This window comes from Paenibacillus oryzae (assembly GCF_001675045.1).
GTDB lineage: Bacteria > Bacillota > Bacilli > Paenibacillales > Paenibacillaceae > Pristimantibacillus > Pristimantibacillus oryzae.
Window position 1 is genome coordinate 1 of record NZ_LYPA01000075.1, and the last position, 18,492, is coordinate 18,492.

At 51.1% G+C, this 18,492-nt stretch carries 22 protein-coding genes; 2 read left to right on the forward strand and 20 right to left on the reverse strand.

Annotated elements, in window-relative coordinates:
* Nucleotides 1-329: 329 nt before the first annotated feature.
* The 15 genes from A7K91_RS21670 to A7K91_RS21735 all read right to left on the reverse strand — a co-directional run bounded on the left by A7K91_RS21670 (nucleotide 330) and on the right by A7K91_RS21735 (nucleotide 11,863).
* Nucleotides 330-908, reverse strand: a complete 579-nt coding sequence (locus tag A7K91_RS21670) for a hypothetical protein (RefSeq protein ID WP_068686577.1) — start codon at nucleotides 906-908, stop codon at nucleotides 330-332.
* 150 nt (nucleotides 909-1,058) lie between these two features.
* A complete protein-coding gene (locus A7K91_RS21675) occupies nucleotides 1,059-2,387 on the reverse strand; it encodes a pyrimidine-nucleoside phosphorylase (protein ID WP_068686578.1) in 1,329 nt (442 codons plus the stop codon).
* A gap of 30 nt (nucleotides 2,388-2,417) precedes the next feature.
* On the reverse strand, nucleotides 2,418-2,591 hold the full coding sequence (locus A7K91_RS26220) for a Spo0E family sporulation regulatory protein-aspartic acid phosphatase (protein ID WP_082967663.1): 174 nt from the start codon (nucleotides 2,589-2,591) through the stop codon (nucleotides 2,418-2,420).
* Nucleotides 2,592-2,701: 110 nt separating this feature from the next.
* Nucleotides 2,702-3,526, reverse strand: coding sequence for a purine-nucleoside phosphorylase (locus tag A7K91_RS21680; protein ID WP_068686579.1), 825 nt, complete (start codon nucleotides 3,524-3,526; stop codon nucleotides 2,702-2,704).
* Nucleotides 3,527-3,671: 145 nt separating this feature from the next.
* Entirely contained in the window at nucleotides 3,672-4,847 is a 1,176-nt protein-coding gene (gene deoB / locus A7K91_RS21685; RefSeq protein WP_068686580.1) for a phosphopentomutase, read from the reverse strand.
* A 76-nt stretch (nucleotides 4,848-4,923) separates the two neighbouring features.
* On the reverse strand, nucleotides 4,924-5,814 hold the full coding sequence (xerD, locus tag A7K91_RS21690) for a site-specific tyrosine recombinase XerD (RefSeq protein WP_068686581.1): 891 nt from the start codon (nucleotides 5,812-5,814) through the stop codon (nucleotides 4,924-4,926).
* 77 nt (nucleotides 5,815-5,891) lie between these two features.
* The gene (locus A7K91_RS21695) at nucleotides 5,892-6,125 is read right to left on the reverse strand and encodes a DUF4227 family protein (protein WP_068686582.1); all 234 of its coding nucleotides are present in this window, start codon (nucleotides 6,123-6,125) and stop codon (nucleotides 5,892-5,894) included.
* A 168-nt stretch (nucleotides 6,126-6,293) separates the two neighbouring features.
* Complete coding sequence (gene fur / locus A7K91_RS21700; RefSeq protein WP_068686583.1) at nucleotides 6,294-6,767, reverse strand: ferric iron uptake transcriptional regulator; 474 nt, start codon at nucleotides 6,765-6,767, stop codon at nucleotides 6,294-6,296.
* Between the two features lie 402 nt (nucleotides 6,768-7,169).
* Nucleotides 7,170-7,472 (reverse strand): recombinase family protein, encoded by a 303-nt coding sequence (locus tag A7K91_RS26890; protein ID WP_068686584.1) that lies wholly within the window; start codon nucleotides 7,470-7,472, stop codon nucleotides 7,170-7,172.
* Nucleotides 7,473-7,715: 243 nt separating this feature from the next.
* Entirely contained in the window at nucleotides 7,716-8,051 is a 336-nt protein-coding gene (locus A7K91_RS21710) for a DoxX family protein (RefSeq protein WP_068686585.1), read from the reverse strand.
* A 1-nt stretch (nucleotide 8,052) separates the two neighbouring features.
* Entirely contained in the window at nucleotides 8,053-8,547 is a 495-nt protein-coding gene (locus A7K91_RS21715) for an HXXEE domain-containing protein (RefSeq protein ID WP_068686586.1), read from the reverse strand.
* Between the two features lie 56 nt (nucleotides 8,548-8,603).
* A complete protein-coding gene (locus A7K91_RS21720; RefSeq protein WP_068686587.1) occupies nucleotides 8,604-9,188 on the reverse strand; it encodes a TetR/AcrR family transcriptional regulator in 585 nt (194 codons plus the stop codon).
* Between the two features lie 269 nt (nucleotides 9,189-9,457).
* Entirely contained in the window at nucleotides 9,458-10,072 is a 615-nt protein-coding gene (gene spoIIM, locus A7K91_RS21725; RefSeq protein ID WP_068686588.1) for a stage II sporulation protein M, read from the reverse strand.
* 65 nt (nucleotides 10,073-10,137) lie between these two features.
* A complete protein-coding gene (locus A7K91_RS21730; RefSeq protein WP_068686589.1) occupies nucleotides 10,138-10,704 on the reverse strand; it encodes an NUDIX domain-containing protein in 567 nt (188 codons plus the stop codon).
* A 31-nt stretch (nucleotides 10,705-10,735) separates the two neighbouring features.
* Nucleotides 10,736-11,863: a M20/M25/M40 family metallo-hydrolase gene (locus tag A7K91_RS21735; RefSeq protein ID WP_068686590.1), complete on the reverse strand. Its 1,128-nt coding sequence runs from the start codon at nucleotides 11,861-11,863 to the stop codon at nucleotides 10,736-10,738.
* A 76-nt stretch (nucleotides 11,864-11,939) separates the two neighbouring features.
* Between A7K91_RS21735 and prli42 the strand changes: the two genes are divergently transcribed.
* Complete coding sequence (prli42, locus tag A7K91_RS26580) at nucleotides 11,940-12,041, forward strand: stressosome-associated protein Prli42 (RefSeq protein ID WP_156739746.1); 102 nt, start codon at nucleotides 11,940-11,942, stop codon at nucleotides 12,039-12,041.
* A gap of 79 nt (nucleotides 12,042-12,120) precedes the next feature.
* On the opposite strand, the gene lipB is transcribed toward prli42, so the two are convergent.
* The 5 genes from lipB to lpdA all read right to left on the reverse strand — a co-directional run bounded on the left by lipB (nucleotide 12,121) and on the right by lpdA (nucleotide 17,788).
* On the reverse strand, nucleotides 12,121-12,822 hold the full coding sequence (lipB, locus tag A7K91_RS21740) for a lipoyl(octanoyl) transferase LipB (protein WP_082967664.1): 702 nt from the start codon (nucleotides 12,820-12,822) through the stop codon (nucleotides 12,121-12,123).
* 19 nt (nucleotides 12,823-12,841) lie between these two features.
* Nucleotides 12,842-14,155 carry a dihydrolipoamide acetyltransferase family protein gene (locus tag A7K91_RS21745; RefSeq protein WP_068686591.1) on the reverse strand — a complete coding sequence of 438 codons (1,314 nt, stop codon included), beginning with the start codon at nucleotides 14,153-14,155 and terminating at the stop codon, nucleotides 12,842-12,844.
* Nucleotides 14,156-14,196: 41 nt separating this feature from the next.
* Nucleotides 14,197-15,180: an alpha-ketoacid dehydrogenase subunit beta gene (locus A7K91_RS21750; protein ID WP_068686592.1), complete on the reverse strand. Its 984-nt coding sequence runs from the start codon at nucleotides 15,178-15,180 to the stop codon at nucleotides 14,197-14,199.
* The gene (locus A7K91_RS21755; RefSeq protein ID WP_068686593.1) at nucleotides 15,180-16,211 is read right to left on the reverse strand and encodes a thiamine pyrophosphate-dependent dehydrogenase E1 component subunit alpha; all 1,032 of its coding nucleotides are present in this window, start codon (nucleotides 16,209-16,211) and stop codon (nucleotides 15,180-15,182) included. The genes A7K91_RS21750 and A7K91_RS21755 overlap by 1 nt, the downstream gene beginning before the upstream one ends.
* A gap of 149 nt (nucleotides 16,212-16,360) precedes the next feature.
* The gene (lpdA, locus tag A7K91_RS21760; RefSeq protein WP_068686594.1) at nucleotides 16,361-17,788 is read right to left on the reverse strand and encodes a dihydrolipoyl dehydrogenase; all 1,428 of its coding nucleotides are present in this window, start codon (nucleotides 17,786-17,788) and stop codon (nucleotides 16,361-16,363) included.
* 237 nt (nucleotides 17,789-18,025) lie between these two features.
* Here lpdA and A7K91_RS21765 point away from each other — a divergent pair, with 237 nt between their 5' ends.
* Nucleotides 18,026-18,319 carry a DUF2627 domain-containing protein gene (locus A7K91_RS21765; RefSeq protein ID WP_068686595.1) on the forward strand — a complete coding sequence of 98 codons (294 nt, stop codon included), beginning with the start codon at nucleotides 18,026-18,028 and terminating at the stop codon, nucleotides 18,317-18,319.
* The last annotated feature ends 173 nt before the right edge of the window (nucleotides 18,320-18,492 follow it).

Genomic DNA, 18,492 nt, shown 5'->3' on the forward strand with positions numbered 1-18,492 from the left:
ATAACGGAGAGAACCTTCGTTGGGTAGCTATGTTTTCAACATCCAGTTTTTTGGAAGCATTGTGGGTCAAGCATAGTCACGGATGACCATTACAGGCCATTTTCACCACAATTCCACGTTGTTAGAGGCTCTGCCGGACATTAGTGTCCGTTACCTTTGGCAAAAATGACGTTTTGCCCATATAACGGACATTTATGACCGCAGCACTCTGCCGACTGAACACAAAAACGGCGTTGCTTGCACAGCGCCGTTAACGAGTTCATTTTACTTTTTAAGCCGGATTGATTACATATTTGCGCTAGCCTAAAAACCGCAATTATTCGGCGGGCTTACGCCAATTCTTCCTGCAAAATTTCTGTCTGGTTTCCCTTGCTGTTGATTGCAACAATGCCTATAGCATCAAAACCATTGCGCTTGGCGATTTCAAAAGGAATTTTTTGACCGCTTATCAGTGCCAGACGGCCTTCCTCATCCACTTCCTCGCCAAACTCGTCGTCCCAGTCAATATTGTAATACGCCGTAGCGCGAATCTCGAATAACTCTTCACCGTCTTCATCCCTGTAAGTAAGAGCAGCCTTTCTATTACGCTGTTCATCATTGTACTCGTCGCACAACATCGCATTATAGCCATGGCTGCACCCGTCAAACAGCAAAAAAAGCTCCCCGGTAAACTCATCTTCTCCATAAACAAGCTGCGGGGCATCTTCTGTGCCAACGATCAGACCTTCAAACAACTCTCCGTAATATCGGATGCGAAAACGTCGTTGGCCGCGGATGTCTAATGTTCCGGTCCACTCCTCGTCGATCCAGTCTTGAGAGTTGAAAGGCGTCGCCAGCCCTTCCAGATAGGCAGGGCCAGTCCGAATGGATTTTTCCAAATCTGATTCTGATCCATAAGTTTGGCTCATACAATTACCTCCGTCTTTTCAGGATGACATACGCTCATTTGGATAATGTGCAGTATTCATGTTTCTACCAGCAGCCTACAGCAGCCTATCGACAGCTTGAATAAGACAGCAGAATGGCCGTCACGAGGTGGACGGCCATCTGGACTAATGTTATACGCGCTGTATGCCTCCGGCCGTCACAATGGACAGCAGAAGCGGCTTTGGCGCGGGCACAGAGGATACAATACCAAAGGCTTTGCGCACACGCTCCGCCACCTCTTGCACGGTTGCATTATTGGACGACACATGGAGAGTCGCCAAGCTTTCTCCCGCAGCAACAGCATCGCCGACCTTTTTGCGAAGGACAAGTCCTACCGCATAATCAATTTGAGCTTCCTTTGTGGCTCGTCCTGCGCCAAGCAGCATGGCCGCAAGTCCTAGCTGCTCCGCCTGAATGCTGCCTACATAGCCGCCTTCCTCTGCCGTTACCTCAACGGTCAAAGCCGCCTGAGGAAGCAGCTCCGTTTGCTCCAGCACTGCAGGATTTCCCCCTTGAGCGCTGATCAGCTCGGCAAATTTAGCCAAAGCCTCGCCGTTTTCCAGCTTTTGCTTCAGGATTTGCTTGGCTTCGGCAATATCCGCCGCTTTCCCGCCAAGCACTATCATATGGGCGCCAAGCGTCAGGCATAGCTCCGTCAAATCGTGCGGCCCTTTTCCCTTCAGCGTTTCTATTGCCTCCATAACCTCAAGAGCATTACCTATCGCATAGCCCAGCGGCTGGTCCATATCGCTGATAACCGCCGAGGTTACTCTGCCAACCTGGGTGCCAATCTCAACCATGGCCGAGGCAAGCGCTTCGGCATCCTCCACGGTTTTCATGAAGGCGCCGCTGCCAGCTTTGACATCCAGAACAATCGCATCCGCGCCTGCGGCGATTTTTTTGCTCATAACGGAGCTTGCAATCAGCGGAATGGATTCCACCGTCGCTGTCACATCACGCAGGCCGTACAACTTTTTGTCGGCCGGCGCAAGATCGCCGCTTTGCCCGATGACGGAAAGACCAATCGTATTGACCTGGTTAATGAAAGCTTCCCTGGCCAGCTCTGTCCGAAAGCCCGGAATAGACTCCAGCTTGTCAATTGTACCGCCTGTATGACCTAAGCCGCGCCCTGACATTTTTGCCACGGGTACTCCTGCCGATGCCGCCAGAGCAGCCAAAATGAGCGTGGTTTTGTCGCCTACTCCGCCTGTGCTGTGCTTGTCCACTTTAATACCTGCAATTGGCGTCAAATCCACTTGATCGCCCGATTCCGCAATAGCCAAGGTTAAAGCGGCCGTTTCCGCGGCCGTCATGCCTCGGAAAAAAACAGCCATAGCGAAAGCAGACATTTGATAGTCCGGCACCTCGTCCTTGCTGTAGCCTTGTATTAGAAAATTCAGTTCTGCGGCGGACAGCTCGCCGCCGTCCCTTTTTTTGTGAATCAGATCAACTGCTCTCATGCTGATTGCGCCTCCCTTTGCCGAGCACTGTCAGGTTTTGCGCGCAAGCTCCAGTTCTCTGCGTTTAATTTGTACGCGAAGGATGACTTTATCCAGCGACTGGCTAAGCACCAACACATCGCGATGCAGCAAACTTTGCTCCTGCAGCGCCGTTTCCACCATTTCGGTACGCAGCTGCTCCAATTGTTCGAGTAATTCCTCCATAGCCTTGTCCACTCCATCTTTCAATGATCATGGACATTATACGACGCAACAGCCGCAAAATGCTGTCACTTTGGGTCGAGGCTTTTTAAACAATTTTGTTACAGAAATCGCTACATTTTGGCGATTAACGCTGTCACAAGACCTAGAAATTGGGACTTGACGCGCTCCGCCGTTTCCATTACTTCATCATGGGACAACGGCTGGTCCAGAATGCCCGCCGCCATATTGGTAATGCAGGAAATGCCCACTACCTCGATACCGGAATGGCGTGCGGCAATAACCTCAGCCACTGTCGACATTCCGACAGCATCCGCGCCAAGCGCGCGAAGCATCCTGATTTCTGCCGGCGTTTCATACGTTGGTCCCAGTAGGCCGACATAAACGCCCTCCTGCAGCGAAAAGCCTTGCTCATTTGCAATTTCGGAAGCAATTCCGCGCAGCCGCTTGCTGTACGCTTCTGACATATCGGGGAATCTTACGCCAAGCTCATTGTCGTTAGGTCCGATTAGCGGATTTTTGCCCGTCAGATTGATATGGTCGGATATCAGCATCAGGTTGCCGGATGCAAAGTTCAGATTAATGCCGCCAGCTGCATTGGTCACTAGGAGCGAGCTCGCGCCCAGCGCCTTCATAACGCGAACAGGGAATGCTGTAAGCTCGGGGCCGTATCCCTCGTACATATGGAAGCGGCCTTTCATCAACACTACATTGCGGCCTGACAATTTGCCGACTAGCAGATCGCCGGCATGGCCCTCTACCGTAGAAACCGGGAAGTGGGGAATATCGCTGTAAGGAATAACAACCGCCTCTTCAATCAAATCGCCAAGCACGCCGAGGCCGGAGCCCATAATAAGGCCGATTTCAGGCTTGATTGCGATTTTTCCCGCTATGTATTGCGCTGCTTCCTTGATTTGTACCGAAGTCAATTGTTGCATTTTTTATCTCTCCTGTTCGATTGTAGGTTAAGCGCTGAGCTTAGTTAAGGCAACACTTTGTTCTCATAAGGCAGACTCAAAGCGATCCACTTTAGCCGATCGCCTTGAACCTCCGTGTCCGCAAAAAATCACTGATGCACCGACCCTACAGCTTGTCCAAAAAGCTTTCCCCGTTAGGAGGCATGGCCACTCCGAAGTTGTCGGCAATGGTTGCCCCAAGATCCGAAAAGGTCGAGCGGACCGCCAGTTCGCCGGTTTGGGCAAATGCGGGGCTGTAGAGCAGAATCGGCACATATTCTCTGGTATGATCCGTGCCTGGATGTGTTGGATCGTTGCCATGATCCGCCGTTACAATGAGCAAATCCTTTTCACCAAGCAGCGACTCCAGCTCCGGTATAGCGGCATCGAATTCCTGAAGCGCCTTGCCGTAGCCAATGGTATCGCGGCGATGGCCATACAGGGAATCAAAATCGACCAGATTGGTGAACAGCAAGCCTTTAAACGGCTTGGCCAATTCATCAGCCGTACGTCTGATGCCGTCGCTGTTGCTTTTTGTCGGCTGACTGCGGGTAATGCCTTCGCCATCAAAAATATCATTTATTTTTCCGATGGAAATGACATCGTAGCCACTATCCTTCAGCGCGTTCAGCACGGTTGGCTGAGGCGGCTTGACGGCATAATCATGACGGTTTGGCGTGCGGCTGAAGCTGCCCGGCTTCCCGACATATGGCCGTGCAATAACCCGGCCAACCGTAAAGCGCTCATCCATCGTCAGCTCTCTGGCGATTTCACAGGCCTTGTACAGCTCGTCGAGCGGAATGATATCCTCGTGAGCTGCAATCTGAAAAACGCTGTCCGCCGACGTATAGACGATCCAAGCGCCGGTCTTCATCTGCTCAGCGCCAAGCTCGTCAAGAATTTCCGTTCCGCTTGCGGGTTTGTTGCCAATGACTTTACGGCCTGTGCGCTCTTCGAAGGCATGAATCAGCTCATCCGGAAAACCGTCCTGAAAGGTTTGAAAAGGCGTCGTCAGCTTAAGGCCCATTAATTCCCAATGCCCCGTCATGGTGTCTTTTCCGACAGAAACCTCCGCCATTTTGCCATAATAAGCGGCCGGCTTCTCGCCGGATGGCTGCCAATGCCCGATCGGCGCAATCCGGTCAAGGCCCCAACGCCTCAAATGAGGGAGAGACAATTCCGGCATCTCCCTTAGAATATGGCCCAGTGTATGACTACCCGCATCCCCAAACTCGGGGGCATCCGGAAGCTCGCCAATCCCGACGCTATCCAGCACAATAACAGCTATTCTTTCAAATTTCATTTTATTTCCCTCTTTCTAGAAGTCTAATGTCCGGGCAGGTGTAATTATGGATAGGCCAACGCCATGCTACGGCGGCTTATGCCCGCGGATGAGCGCTGGTATACGCTTCCTTAAGGCGGACCCGGGACTGCTGCGTGTATTTCAAGGTGGACGAGATATCCGCATGGCCCATCAATTCCTGCACCGAGCGAATGTCAGCGCCATTCTCCAGCAGATGAGCGGCTACGGAATGCCGCAGCGCATGAGGCGTTATCTCTTCTCCGGCGCCCGCGGCGCGGGCATATTTTTTGAGCGTCTTCCAGAAGCCTTGCCTGGTCATTCTTGTTCCCAAATGGTTCAGAAACAATGCGTCGGAATCCGCCCTTCCCTCCAGAAAATATGCTCTCCCGTTGGCCAAATACTGATTCAGCGCTTCACTGGCGTGACTGCCAAAAGGTACAATCCGCTCCCGAAAGCCGCCGCCTCCGCACTGAATAAAGCCAAGCGACAGCTTTAGATTTTCCATGTTCAGCGCCACAAGCTCGGAAACGCGAATGCCTGTAGCATACAGCAGCTCCAGCATAGCCTTGTCCCGTTTGCCGGAAGGGCTGTCGCATACAGGGGCGTCCAAAAGCGCATTGGTTACATCCATTGTCAAAACGAGAGGCGGTTTTTTCTCCGGTTTGGGCGATTCCATCCGCAGCGACGGGTCCTGCTCGATAACGCCTTCATCAAAAAGATAATGAAAAAAAGCCCGCACAGAGACGATATGGCGGGTGATGGTCGCCGATTTGCGTCCTTCTTCCTTCAGCATGGCGACGTACCGGCCCAAATGATGCTTTTGGACATCCTTGACGGCTCCAACCCCGCTGTGCTCCAGATAGGCTGCAAACCGGTTCAAATCCCGCTCATAGGAGGACAAGGAATTGGCCGATAGCTTGCGATGCATTTGCAAATGCATCATGTATTGCTTCAAATATGACTTCATGCGCTTCCCTCTCAACAACAAAAATTCAACGCCTTGTATTCCAATTCCTGCCGAACGTGCTTGTACCAAAAGAAGACTTATCCGCCGTACCAAAAAAACCACCTAAGCTGGTCGGCCCCGCTTCCTTCATCGGGAACGGCGGGATCGGTTACAAACACCTTGACGGCGTTGCCGGCCGGCTCCCTGTACGGATGGACAGGAGCAAAAACATCCACCAGCCATTTGTATCCCCCGGCTGCTATAATAAGCAGCACCACAAACAACCCAACAAACAACGCCCGGTCCAGCCACTTGCGCAGTGAAACAACCATATCAGTTCCTCCCTTCGCCTCGCCGTGCCGCGAGGCTGTCCGTAAACCATATGAAGGGTGGATGCTCTTTATGACGGTCGGACGGCTAACGCAAGCACTGCTGCATAAGAGCCGCAGATGCGGGATGCTTGTAAAACGTTGAAACGGCCTTGCTCTCCAACAAGTGGATTACGGGGCCGTTTCATTTGTGGGGTGATGTTCGTTTTTATCTCTGCACCGACGGCATACGCCTTGAAAATCCAACCGGTGATCAACTACAAAAAAATTATAATCCTTCTCCAGCCTATCCTCCAGCGGGAGCAGCCAATCGTCCTTGATTTCCTCCATAGATCCGCATTGCACGCAAATCAAATGGTGATGGTGATGCTTGCTGCTGTCCGTACGCAGGTCGTAACGGGCAACTCCGTCGCCAAAATTCATTTTTTCAACGACATGCATTTCGCTGAGCAGCTCAAGGGTTCGATAAACCGTAGCCAAACCGATTTCAGGAGCTTTGTCTTTCACTAGCATAAAAACATCTTCAGCGCTGAGGTGATCCTCTTCGTTTTCCAGCAATACGGTAACGGTTGCTTCCCGTTGAGGGGTAAGCTTGTAGCCGTGCGATTGCAGCTGCTGCTTGATTTTGTCAATACGGCTTTCCATGATTTCCCCCCTGCCGTTTGTCGCGCCATATTCAATAAACGGTCCCTTTAATTATAGGCGGTAATAACCGGGAAAGTCAATGTTTAACATCCTTAATAAGGTCGTTCAAAAAGTACGCTTCCCATTACGGGCCATGACTAGATGTCATGGCCAGCGGCGAATATGGCATTCAGCCGAAATCTCCGATCCTCACGTAGCTTCCACTACGCTCCGGTTCTCGATCTCTAGCTTCATCCCATCTTCTTGGTACTGAGAACCGAACTTTTTGAACTTCATTTTAATTTGGTAGTTCAAAATGTACGCTTCCCATTACGGGGCATGACTAGATGTCATGGCCAGCGGCGAATATGGCATTCAGCCGAAAATTCCGTTACTCACTTAGCTCCCACTAAGCTCCGCTACTCATTTTCTAGCTTCATACCATCTTCTTGGTATCTTGAAGGAGGGCTTCGTCGCCTTATGACTCACCAATTGTCCAAGATAGGCACGATTTTGAAGAATTATTGCGATCGTCCTTGCCCGCCAATCATAGGGATGCTTGGCATTGACCACCTTCAGATAACGCTGATGTTGCTGGGCCAGATAGCCCCGCGAAATCAGGATTTGATTAGCTCGCAATAACATGCCAATTTTATAAGAGCTGTAACCTTCTACCGCCAGTTGAAAGATTCGGTGAACAACGGGCACAACCTGTTCGTCCGGCACAAGCTTATGTTTATTCTCCTCGTCCTTGCGATAACCTTAAGGAGCGAAACACCCGTGTAATCACCATTCAAGGCTCGTTGGCGATAGCCGCCCTTGGCGGTATCAATGTTTTCGCTGACGGCTACAAAACGCACGTTATGCTCAGGGTAGAATACTTGAATGCAGAGGCTCGTTTCGCAAAAAAGGCACACCTCATAGTTTTTGAAAGCTCTTTTTGAGACCGGTTATCAGATGCAACGCTACCTATTTGAAGAGCAGTAAAACGGTGAGCATGCATACAAAGATCGCAGGCGCGGTTTGAGCCAGTGTATCCTTGACTCGAATATGCGAGGCAATGGCCGCAAACATCGTAAACGACAATAATAGGCCAGATGCTGCCGTCGCCGAGGAGAACCAAAAGCCTATAATTAATCCAATGCTCCCCATTAATTGAACAATTCCTGCCAGGATGCGAATGCGTTTTGGCAATCGCAAATGCTTAAAGCTTTTTTTGTATGAAGACCAGCCGAGTAGCTTGCCAGAGCCGGAGAAAAGGAAAAGAATAGCGAGAAGCATTTGCACTACAAGGAACAAAATCATATTATATCTCCGCCCTCATCGTTTTTTTGTTGGACTTGCGGGGTAGAAATAAAGTTCCGACAGCAGCAGCGGCCAGCAGCACTCCGGCCGTTATAGCAATCGCGTATGCTGTCCCTGTCAGGATGGCATGCTGGCTCACATAACCAAAAAACACGAGGGTCGTCGGAAGAGACACCGCGATGCCCGTCAGCATCCCTGGAGAATATTCACGAAAACGAACGGCCATGACGATATGAAACAATGCATTAAGACCGACATGAAGCTGAAATCCTGCAACTATAATGATCCAGACGCTATCGCTCTCCTCGGCCGTTGCCATGACGGAGCATACTAACAAAACAATCAACATAATAGATTGGATGACGGCATGCTGTATGGCAGACATCTCTCGAAAATGACGGGTCGACCACGATGAGAATTCGGGCAGTTCCTCTATTGTGTGTACCAATAAAGCGATATAAGGCAGCCATAAAACCAGGCTTGCATACTCCAGCATTACTTATCCCCTCCTTATTTGTTTGAACGTTCATTCAATAATATTTCAAAAAAAAATCATCTCCTTCCCTCCGACAAATAAGCTTCGAGCAGCTCTGCGAATGTAAGATAGGCGGCTTCAATATCATAATTCGGGTCCGCCATAAGCTCTAGCGCAAGTCCATCGATGACCACGTTTATTATCGAGGCCAGTGCCGATTTGTTGACATGGTCGGTATTCGAAAAAGTATCCAAAGATTGATGGACAAGACGACGTCCTGCAGCCAGGCTTTCTTTTATTTTTTGTCTGCCAGCCTCGCTGCGAAGTCCGATTGCAAACAGCTCGTAACGCAATCGATGCCAGTCCGGGTAGGCATTCACCATCCCCTTGGGAACCTCCAGGGCATGCCGTATGAAATGCTCGCCCTTCGGGATGTCCGCGATTCGTTGCATCTCCTCCGCATATTTAAGACTCTCCATCTGGAATACTTCAAACATCAGATCGTCCTTGCTGGGAAAATAATAATTGATCAAGCCTTGCGCGACGCCAGCCTCTCTGGCAATTTCCTTCATCGAGGTTTTATGATATCCTTGCTCGGCAAGCACTTTCAAGGCTGCTGCAACAAGTCTGATCTTGGTGTTGTTATCTGTTTTTGGTCCCATATAACCTCCCAATATTGAATGAACGTTCAAACAAATTATAACACTAACTTCCCACAAGTCAACTTCGGGTGGGGAAAAACATCAATCCCGGGATGAAAGGGGCTCTCCGGAAAGTCTATTTCGGTAAATAAATATTCAGCAAAACCGGTACCTGCAGGAAAAGGGCGTCATGGAAGCTCATACCTATTTGTCGGCTTTATTTTGAGACCGGGTTCTTTTGAACGGTCTATCTTACAAATGGGCCCTAAAATCGAAAATCCATGAAGCATTCAGCCGCCGCCAATGGCGAGCAGGCGGGGGACGCTCCAGCCGAGCAGCTGCGGTGAGAAATAGGCTTCGACAAATGCAGCTCCTGCAAACAGGAATAACGCGACAACCACCGATGAAACCAGCGAGCCAAAGGCAAGGAGCAGATCGCCTTGATGGCTCAGCACCCGGTTTTTGATGACATAGATGCCAAAAAACAAGGAGGACGCGCTAACCATAATCATGGCTGGCAGAGCAATGATATTTTGCGGCGCTACCGTTACAAAAAACAGCAAAACGCCCTTCCAGGCGTATTGCTGCACCAGTACGCCGATCGAAAAGCCGACCAGCACACCCTTGAGAAAATTAAGGCCCAGGATACCGGGGATTCCGGCTACCGTTATGCCAAGCACCCAGATCAGCATCAGCCATTTAAAATAGAAAAAAAACTTGTCCCAAAACCACTCGCGGGCGTCAGGCGAAAATCCATTTCCGGCAGCGCCCATGTAACGCGACATTTCGGCAGCCAGATTTTGCTGCTGCTCCAGCGTCAACGCCCCGACCAGCAGCGCGCCAAATAACGCTCCCGCTCCCATTAGAACCGACACAAACAGATACAAATGAAGTTGGCTTTTCATCCCGCGCCTCCGTTACCGTTCTCCTTACATATGTATGAAGAACGGTAACAGGGTATGACGGCTTGTCAGGAAATGGAGCCGGTATGCAAATACAGCTTCCAGGCGTATATAGCCATTATGGTTTTGGCGTCGCTTATGCGTCCCTCCGCCATGTAAGCCTCCGCCTCCTCCAGTGTGATCGCTTTGATCACAAGATCTTCATCCTCGTCAGGATTGACGCGGCCGGGCTTTAGCTGATCCGTAAAATACAAATAAAGCTTTTCATCGGCAAAACCCGGCGAAGTATAAAATGCGCTGACGAGCTTCAAGCTATCGGTCCGGTAACCCGTCTCCTCCTCCAGCTCTCTCGCCGCAGCTTCCATAGGGTCCTCGTTGCCATCCAGCTTACCCGCAGGAATTTCAATCTGCGTTTTCTCCATCGGCTTTCTATATTGGTCCACAACGAGCAGCTTGCCGTCCAGAAGCGCGATAACAGCCGCCGCGCCGGGATGCCTTACAATTTCACGCGTCGCGGTTCGTCCGTCCGGCAGCTCGATCGTATCGACCTGCAGGGATATGATTTTGCCTTGAAAAATCGGCTCCGTGGATACAGTCGGTTCATGCCAGATATCGCGTTCATTCTGATCACTCATTTTGTTACCCTCCCACAGTCAACGGTTAACCTCAGTTGGCACCTTGCTTGACGATTTCAAGCACAAGCGATGTCAGCTTGACCATATCTTCCGCCTTGATTTGCTCTTTTGTCGTGTGAATATATTCGTAGCCAACTGCAAGGTTTACGGTAGGAACGCCAAGACCATTGAAAATATTAGCGTCGCTGCCGCCGCCGGAGTGGAATGTTTTTGGCGTAGCGCCAATCGCCTTAATCGCTTTTTGCGCAAGCTGGACAACATGGTCATTTTCATCGTAGCAATACGCAGGATAGATGACGTCGCTTTCGAATTCCGCCTTTGCTCCATGCTCGGCAGCCGCTTTTTCCGCCGCCTCCTTCATCGCCGCAAGCTGGGCGTCCAGCTTGTCTTGTCTCAGACTGCGGGCTTCAGCGTAAAGCATCACATAATCGCAAACAATATTGGTTTCGCCGCCGCCTTCGAATTTTCCGATATTGGCAGTTGTTTCATGGTCAATGCGGCCAAGCGGCATTTTGGCAATCGCCTTGGATGCAACCTGAATGGCGCTGATGCCATCCTCCGGATTAACGCCCGCATGAGCCGATTTTCCATAAAACTTAATAAATACTTTTGCCTGGGTTGGCGCTGCAACCGCAATGTCGCCAATGGAGCCGTTAGAGTCCAGCGCGTAACCAAGCTTGCCCTCCAGCTTGGAGGCATCCATGTTGCGCGCTCCTAGCAGTCCGGATTCCTCGCCAACTGTAATAACAAACTGAAGGCGTCCATGGGGAATAGCCTGCTCCTTGATTACGGCGATAGCTTCCAGCATAACGGCAATGCCCGCTTTGTCGTCGCTGCCCAGAATCGTAGTGCCGTCGCTGCGGATATACCCATCCTCATGCAGAGTCGGCTTGATGCCATTGCCCGGAGCAACGGTATCCATATGGCAGGTAAACAGAATGGTCGGCTCATCCTCCCTGCCTTCTGTCGCTTCCAGAATAGCAAATAAATTGTTTGCGCCATGGCCGATTTTGGGGCCAGCTTCATCCTCTTCAATAGAAAGACCCAAAGCGCCAAACTTTTCCTTCAGCACCTTGCTGATTTCCGCCTCATGCTTTGTTTCGCTGTCCACCTGCACCAATTCCATAAATAGATTAATTAATCGTTCGTTTTGCACCATAACCATTTCCTCCATCCCAATATTTCGTTTATAATATGATTCAAGGTTGTTCATGTGAAAGGAGATTTATACTGGTATGCGTCAACAAAAACTGATACGTATTGTTGCTATCGTTATTATCGCCACTCTACTGGTCACTACACTGCTTGCCGGAGTTGGCTCGCTCGTAATGGGTTGACACCCGCTTAGGCTTATGTCCGCCAGTGTGGGCGGGCCAAATGCCTCTCATGATGCCCCGCGGCTTTTCGGACAAGTTCTCAGTCCGGGAAAATGTCGTATCCAAAACGCTCGGCAAATATCGGCAGCAAGCCGGAAGCCGCCTCTTCGACTGTCATGGAATAACCCGTCAGGTCGTTAAAGGAGGTTACGCCGTATTGTCCAATGCCGCAGGGCACTATTCCGCTAAATCCTTCGTCAGCGATTCCGGAAGCAATATTAAGCGCAAAGCCATGGCTGGTAATAAAACCTCCACGCTGTCTCGCTTTGTTGAATTTAATACCGATTGCGGCTATCTTTTCATCGCCCACCCAAACGCCGGTATACTCCGGCTTTCTGCCCGACTGAATTCCGTATTGGGCCAGCCAGTCAATAATGACCGACTCCAGATTGCGTAAATAAGCATGCAAATCCAGCCCTACTGCATCCAGATAAAGCAGGGGATAACCAACCAGCTGCCCGGGCCCGTGATAGGTAATATCCCCGCCGCGATCAATCTGATAAAAGGAAATCCCCCTTTTTTCCAGCTCCTCTTGACCCAGCAGCAAATGCTCCGGATGACGATCCGACCCCATTGTATATGTAGGAGGATGCTGAAGAAGGAGCAGCGTTTCTTCGCGCTCCCCCTGATCGATTTCCTTGACATAACTCTTCTGCAGATCCCACGCCTCGCCGTACGCCATCATGTCCATATAACGGGTACGCAGCACTCTGGGTCTTTTAGGCCGTCCAGCATCCGTCATGACTCGTTCTCCTCAGACCTTAATATAGCTTGCTTTCCTGATTAAAGCTTTCCAGATTATCCTTGACTCGTTGCAGAAAACGGCCGCAAATAACGCCGTCCAAAATGCGATGGTCAAGCGACAAACAAAGATTAGCCATAGAGCGAACCGCAATCATGTCATTAATGACAACCGGCCGCTTAACGATGGATTCGAAGGTCAAAATAGCCGCTTGCGGATAATTAATGATTGGGTACGAAAGGATGGAGCCAAAGGAACCCGTATTGTTTACGGTAAAGGTGCCGCCGTTCATATCCGAAAGCGTCAGCTTGCCTTCCCGCGTTTTGCGAGCCAATTCATCAATTTCCTTTGCCAGTCCCGCTATATTTTTATGGTCGGCGTTTTTGATGACCGGGGTCAGGACGGAATCCTCCGTGCCGACGGCAAGCGAAATATTGATGTCACGCTTCACAATAATTTTGTCCACGGCCCATGTGGAATTAATGATGGGAAAATCCTTGATGGCGTTGACCACCGCTTTGAGCAGGAACGACAAATAAGTCAGGTTGATGCCTTCCCGCTTCATAAACTCGTCCTTCAGCTTATTGCGGAGCACAACCAGATTGGTTACATCCACTTCGATCATCGTCCATGCATGAGGAATTTCGCTGACGCTTTGCCGCATATTGCGGGCAATCGCGCTGCGGATTGGCGTCACATCAATAAACGTTTCGCCGCGTCCCGGAATGGCCGCTCCTTCAATCTCGATTTTGGGAATACGCGGCGTTTCCGACAAATGGATGCCGGATGAACGTACGGGAATACTGGTGTCCAGCGCTGCCGATGCAGGCGCTGCAGCTCCTCCTTTATGACGTCCTGCTGCAACGTAGGCCAACACGTCCTTACGCGTGATGCGCCCGCCAAGACCCGTGCCTGGCACATCGGCCAGCTTGACGCCATGCTCGGCTGCGAGCTGCTGCACAGCTGGCGAAAACCGTCCTCGCATAGGCGCGTCATCCGGGTTTGCGCTTTGAACGGCTGCAACGCTGGACGCTGCTGCGTCGTGGGACAATGCTTGCGATGGCGAAAGAGAAGGCGCCGTTTCAGCCTCCTCCGTCTCGATCAGACAAACAGCGGCTCCCACAGGCACGGTTTCTCCGCTGCCCACCAAAATTTTGACCAAGGTTCCAGACACGGTTGACGGCAATTCGGCATTCACTTTTTCCGTGAGCAATTCGCAGATGGGCTCATACATTTCCACTTTGTCCCCAGGCTGCTTCAGCCATTTGTCAACGGTTGCGGAGACCAGCGATTCCGCGAGCTGCGGTACGACAATTTCCGTAATTTTACTCAATCCAATCCACTCCCAACTGATTCAGGCCTTTACAGATGGCTTTAAAATAATGCAAGGTTCTTCATTGCTTCCTTAACTTTGTCCTTGTTCAGAAGAAAAAACTTTTCGCCCGGCGGGTTAATTGGCATAGCCGGCACATCCGGTCCGCATAGGCGCATAATCGGCGCGTCCAGCTCAAAAAGCAGCTCCTCCGCGATGATGGCTGCAACCTCGGCTCCTACGCCGCCGGTTTTATTATCCTCATGAATGATGAGCACTTTGCCTGTTTTGCGGACGGCCTCCAGAATAGCCTCCTTATCAAGCGGCTGCAGTGTTCTGAGGTCCAGCACATGACTGCTAATGCCTTCCTGCTGGAGCTCTTCCGCTGCTTGCTCGACAAACCGAAGCGGCATGCTGTAGCTGATAACAGTAATATCGTCGCCCTCGCGAAGCAAATTAGCTTTGCCGATCGGCACGATGTAATCTTCCTCCGGTACTTCTCCGCTAACTAGCTGGTATTCTTTTTTATGCTCAAAAAAGATAACGGGATCTTCATCACGCACTGCCGCCTTCAGCAAGCCTTTGGCATCGTAAGGCCGGTATGGCGCCACGATTTTGAGGCCGGGCGTGCCGAAAAAAACCGATTCCGGGCATTGCGAATGGTACAAGCCGCCAAAAACCCCCCCGCCGATCGGCGCGCGGATAACAACAGGGCAATTCCAGTCATTGTTGGAGCGATAGCGGATTTTGGCCGCCTCGCTAATAATTTGGTTCGTTGCAGGGAACATAAAATCGGAATATTGCATTTCCGCAATCGGTCTCATGCCATACATAGCCGCTCCGATAGCTACGCCTGCAATGGCCGATTCAGCAAGCGGCGTATCCAGCGCCCTCGCTTCGCCGAATTGCTCGTACAAACCCGTTGTTGTTTTGAAGACGCCGCCTTTGACGCCAACATCCTCGCCAAGGACAAACACGTCTTCGTCGCGCTCCATCTCTTCCTTCATCGCCAAACGGATTGCGTCAATATAGTTCATAACCGCCATTATGCTGTACCTCCTTGGCCGTCTCCGCCGTAAACATGCAGAAGCGTGGACTCCGGGCTCGGGAATGGAGCCTTGTCGCCATAATCCGTTGCATCGTTTAGCAAATCCTTGATTTTTGCTGAAAGGGCTTCTTCTTTCTCCTCGTCCCATATGCCGCAATCCATCAAATATTGCTTAAACTTCGGAATGCCGTCTTTGGCGCGGTTTTCCTCAACCTCTTCCTTCGTCCGGTAAACCAGATCATTGTCAGAGGTAGAGTGAGGCGAAAGTCTATACATCATTGCTTCAATCAGAGTTGGACCTTCTCCGGCGACAGCGCGCTCACGAGCCTCTTTGACGACCTTGAACACTTCAAGCGCATCGTTGCCGTCTACCCGAACGCCGGGGAAGCCATAACCCAAGGCGCGGTCGGATACCTTGCCGCGAAGTTGCTTGGCTATCGGCACAGATATGGCATATTGGTTGTTTTCACACATGAGAATGACGGGAAGCTTGTGAACGCCCGCAAAGTTGCAGCCTTCATGAAAATCGCCCTGGTTGCTTGAGCCTTCGCCGAAGGTGACAAAGCTGACAATGCTTTTCCCTTTCATCTTGGCAGCAAGAGCAATGCCTACGGCATGCGGAACCTGCGTCGTAACAGGGCTGGAGCCAGTAACAATGCGCAGGCGCTTGGAGCCAAAATGCCCCGGCATCTGGCGTCCGCCGCTGTTAGGGTCCTCCTCCTTCGCAAATACGGAAAGCAAAAGGTCGCGTAGCGTCATCCCTACAGAAAGCACAAAGCCGTAATCGCGGTAGTAGGGCAGAAAATAATCGTTTTCCCGATCCAGCGCAAAAGCAGCGGCAACCTGAGCTACCTCTTGCCCAATGCCGGACACGTGAAAGTTGATTTTCCCCGCACGCTGCAGCAAAAGCATACGTTCGTCGAACTTCCTTGCCATTACCATCGTGCTATACATATCGATAACTTGCTCGTCGCTAAGACCCAGCTCCAGATGGCGGAGCTGCTGTCCTGCGGAAGACAGGTTGGTCATAAAGGATACCTCCTTGTTTGCTGGTAGTTAGACCAGCTTTTAAAACCTGGTACTAAGACCTCATCAAACTTATTATAACCTCTTTTGGCGCAAAAGGAAATGCCACTTGTCACACCCCCGGCCAAAGCCTCTCCTTGGGGCATCAGCCGTTAAAATACGTAGGATTTTCCATCAACGGCCAGCATGGCTTCGCCAATTGCTTCTGCAAGCGTAGGATGCGGATGGATCATCGCCCCTACCTCCCACGGCGCCGCATCCAGCCAGCCTGCAAGCGATGCTTCGGAGATCAGATCCGTTGCATGCGGACCAACAATATGTACGCCTAATAGATTGTCCGTTTGGCGATCGGCGACAACCTTTACAAATCCGTCGCTTTCACCCAGCGTCAGCGCCTTGGCGATTGCAAGGAACGGAACCTTGCCCACCTTGACGTCATGACCGTTCCGTCTTGCCGCTTCTTCCGTAAGGCCGTAGGATGCGATTTCGGGACTGGAGTAAATGCAGCGCGGTATAAGATGCTGGGCCGTTGCCAGAGGATTGCCTCCGCTCAGGTGCTGTACGGCAATGATTCCTTCGTGGGCCGCCGCATGCGCCAGTTGTACGCCTCCTGTCACATCGCCGATCGCATAAATATGCGGCTCCGAGGTTTGTCCAAATTCATTTGCCGCAATAAATCCGTTGCTGGTGCTGACATCGGTGTTTTCCAACCCAAGCCCTTCAATATTGGCTTGACGTCCCACGCAAAGCAGCAGCTTATCCGCCTCCAGCAAAACGCCGCCATCCGGAGTGGACGCTTCGATAGTTAATCCCGCTTCTCCAAGCTTTAACGATTCCGTATTCAGCTGCACGCTGGTCAAAATGCGAACGCCGCGTTTCCGCAGTCCTTTGGCCAGCTCGGCCGACACCTCTGCGTCTTCACCAGGCAGCAGCCTTGCACCGGCTTCCACCAGCGTCACCTTTACGCCAAAATCCTGCAGCATGGAGGCCCATTCCACACCAATCACGCCTCCGCCGACAATAAGCATTTGCTGAGGCAGCTCATCCATCTGGAGCGCATCGTCACTGCTCAGAATAAGCGAGCCGTCAGGCACAAGCCCCGGCAGCGTCCTGGGACGTGAACCCGTTGCAATGATGAGGTTGCTCGATACGACAGATTCCATTTCTCCGTTATCCAGCTCAACGGCAAGCGAGCCGCTTTTTGGCGAAAAAATGGATGGCCCAATGACACGTCCCTTGCCCTTAACAATTGTAATTCCGTGCTTCTTCATTAAACCCTGCAAGCCGCGATACAATTGATTGACAGTAGCATCCTTGCGGGCGCGAACGCCGCCGAAATCAAGCTCTATGTTCTCAGGCGCAACCTTGATGCCGAATTCACCGGCATGCAGAAGATTTCGATATACCTCCGCGCTGCGAAGCATGGACTTGCTGGGAATGCAGCCCCGATGAAGGCAGGTGCCGCCAACCTTGTCCATTTCCACTATCGCTACGGTTTTGCCGCTTTGTGCGGCGGCTATCGCCGCGGTATACCCCCCCGGCCCGCCTCCCAGCACAGCTACATCCACTTGAATCGCCATATAGTCGCCTCCATTTTATATCCACCATTTAAATTTTTCATTAAGTATAATGACTACCGCAGCATGAAGCTGTTGGCAATATCACGTCTGCAGCCACCCTCCTATTGTAACGCTTTTTTCTATCATTTTCACTTCAGCCGGATGAAATAGACAGTCGCAGCTTAAAAAGGTATGATTGAAGAGGATTTTTAAAGGATATCAAAATACAAAGCATATGAAATCGGGAGAGCTGCAGATATGAAATTGGTTGTTTCGCGATTTATAGCGATATTGATGCTGGTCATTCCCGGAGTGATCGCCTGTATCGGATTTCTTAAAATGAAGGACGCCTTGTTTTTTTATTTTTCCGACTTCGGAAATGAAGCCGTTGTGCCGCAATTTCAATGGCTGAAGTTTTTGTTAGGCTTTATTATGTTTTTTGCCGGGGCCGGCTTTATCGGCGGCTGGACTTTTTTTCGGGACCGCAAGCGAAATTATGTCGCCCCGCGCTTTAAGGAAAAAAGGCCGCGCCCGCCAAAACCTCGGAGCTAAAGGCTGGCTGCGAAGCGCTCACTCCTTCGCCTAAAACACGCGGACCTGATCCCGGCTGCAGCTTCCTTTAGGCTGCTTTAGCCTTCCGTTAACGCAACGCCTCAACTTTTTACAATTGTTGTCCTTTCTTTTGATACTGCCTTTATGCTTGGGCGTTATGATGGAAACATCCC

Excerpts from the sequence above, each read along its gene's own strand:
- A7K91_RS21680 (WP_068686579.1), bottom strand. The coding sequence starts at position 3,526 with ATGCAACAATTGACTTCGGTACAAATCAAGGAAGCAGCGCAATACATA.
- A7K91_RS21765 (WP_068686595.1), top strand. The coding sequence starts at position 18,026 with ATGAAATTGGTTGTTTCGCGATTTATAGCGATATTGATGCTGGTCATT.
- A7K91_RS21720 (WP_068686587.1), bottom strand. The coding sequence starts at position 9,188 with ATGGGACCAAAAACAGATAACAACACCAAGATCAGACTTGTTGCAGCA.
- A7K91_RS21715 (WP_068686586.1), bottom strand. The coding sequence starts at position 8,547 with ATGCTGGAGTATGCAAGCCTGGTTTTATGGCTGCCTTATATCGCTTTA.
- A7K91_RS21730 (WP_068686589.1), bottom strand. The coding sequence starts at position 10,704 with ATGAGTGATCAGAATGAACGCGATATCTGGCATGAACCGACTGTATCC.
- fur (WP_068686583.1), bottom strand. The coding sequence starts at position 6,767 with ATGGAAAGCCGTATTGACAAAATCAAGCAGCAGCTGCAATCGCACGGC.
- A7K91_RS26220 (WP_082967663.1), bottom strand. The coding sequence starts at position 2,591 with ATGGAGGAATTACTCGAACAATTGGAGCAGCTGCGTACCGAAATGGTG.
- spoIIM (WP_068686588.1), bottom strand. The coding sequence starts at position 10,072 with ATGAAAAGCCAACTTCATTTGTATCTGTTTGTGTCGGTTCTAATGGGA.
- prli42 (WP_156739746.1), top strand. The coding sequence starts at position 11,940 with ATGCGTCAACAAAAACTGATACGTATTGTTGCTATCGTTATTATCGCC.
- A7K91_RS21755 (WP_068686593.1), bottom strand. The coding sequence starts at position 16,211 with ATGACCAACCTGTCTTCCGCAGGACAGCAGCTCCGCCATCTGGAGCTG.
- A7K91_RS21735 (WP_068686590.1), bottom strand. The coding sequence starts at position 11,863 with ATGGTGCAAAACGAACGATTAATTAATCTATTTATGGAATTGGTGCAG.
- A7K91_RS21695 (WP_068686582.1), bottom strand. The coding sequence starts at position 6,125 with ATGGTTGTTTCACTGCGCAAGTGGCTGGACCGGGCGTTGTTTGTTGGG.
- deoB (WP_068686580.1), bottom strand. The coding sequence starts at position 4,847 with ATGAAATTTGAAAGAATAGCTGTTATTGTGCTGGATAGCGTCGGGATT.
- lpdA (WP_068686594.1), bottom strand. The coding sequence starts at position 17,788 with ATGGCGATTCAAGTGGATGTAGCTGTGCTGGGAGGCGGGCCGGGGGGG.
- A7K91_RS21750 (WP_068686592.1), bottom strand. The coding sequence starts at position 15,180 with ATGGCGGTTATGAACTATATTGACGCAATCCGTTTGGCGATGAAGGAA.
- xerD (WP_068686581.1), bottom strand. The coding sequence starts at position 5,814 with ATGAAGTCATATTTGAAGCAATACATGATGCATTTGCAAATGCATCGC.
- A7K91_RS21675 (WP_068686578.1), bottom strand. The coding sequence starts at position 2,387 with ATGAGAGCAGTTGATCTGATTCACAAAAAAAGGGACGGCGGCGAGCTG.
- A7K91_RS21710 (WP_068686585.1), bottom strand. The coding sequence starts at position 8,051 with ATGATTTTGTTCCTTGTAGTGCAAATGCTTCTCGCTATTCTTTTCCTT.
- A7K91_RS21670 (WP_068686577.1), bottom strand. The coding sequence starts at position 908 with ATGAGCCAAACTTATGGATCAGAATCAGATTTGGAAAAATCCATTCGG.
- lipB (WP_082967664.1), bottom strand. The coding sequence starts at position 12,822 with ATGACGGATGCTGGACGGCCTAAAAGACCCAGAGTGCTGCGTACCCGT.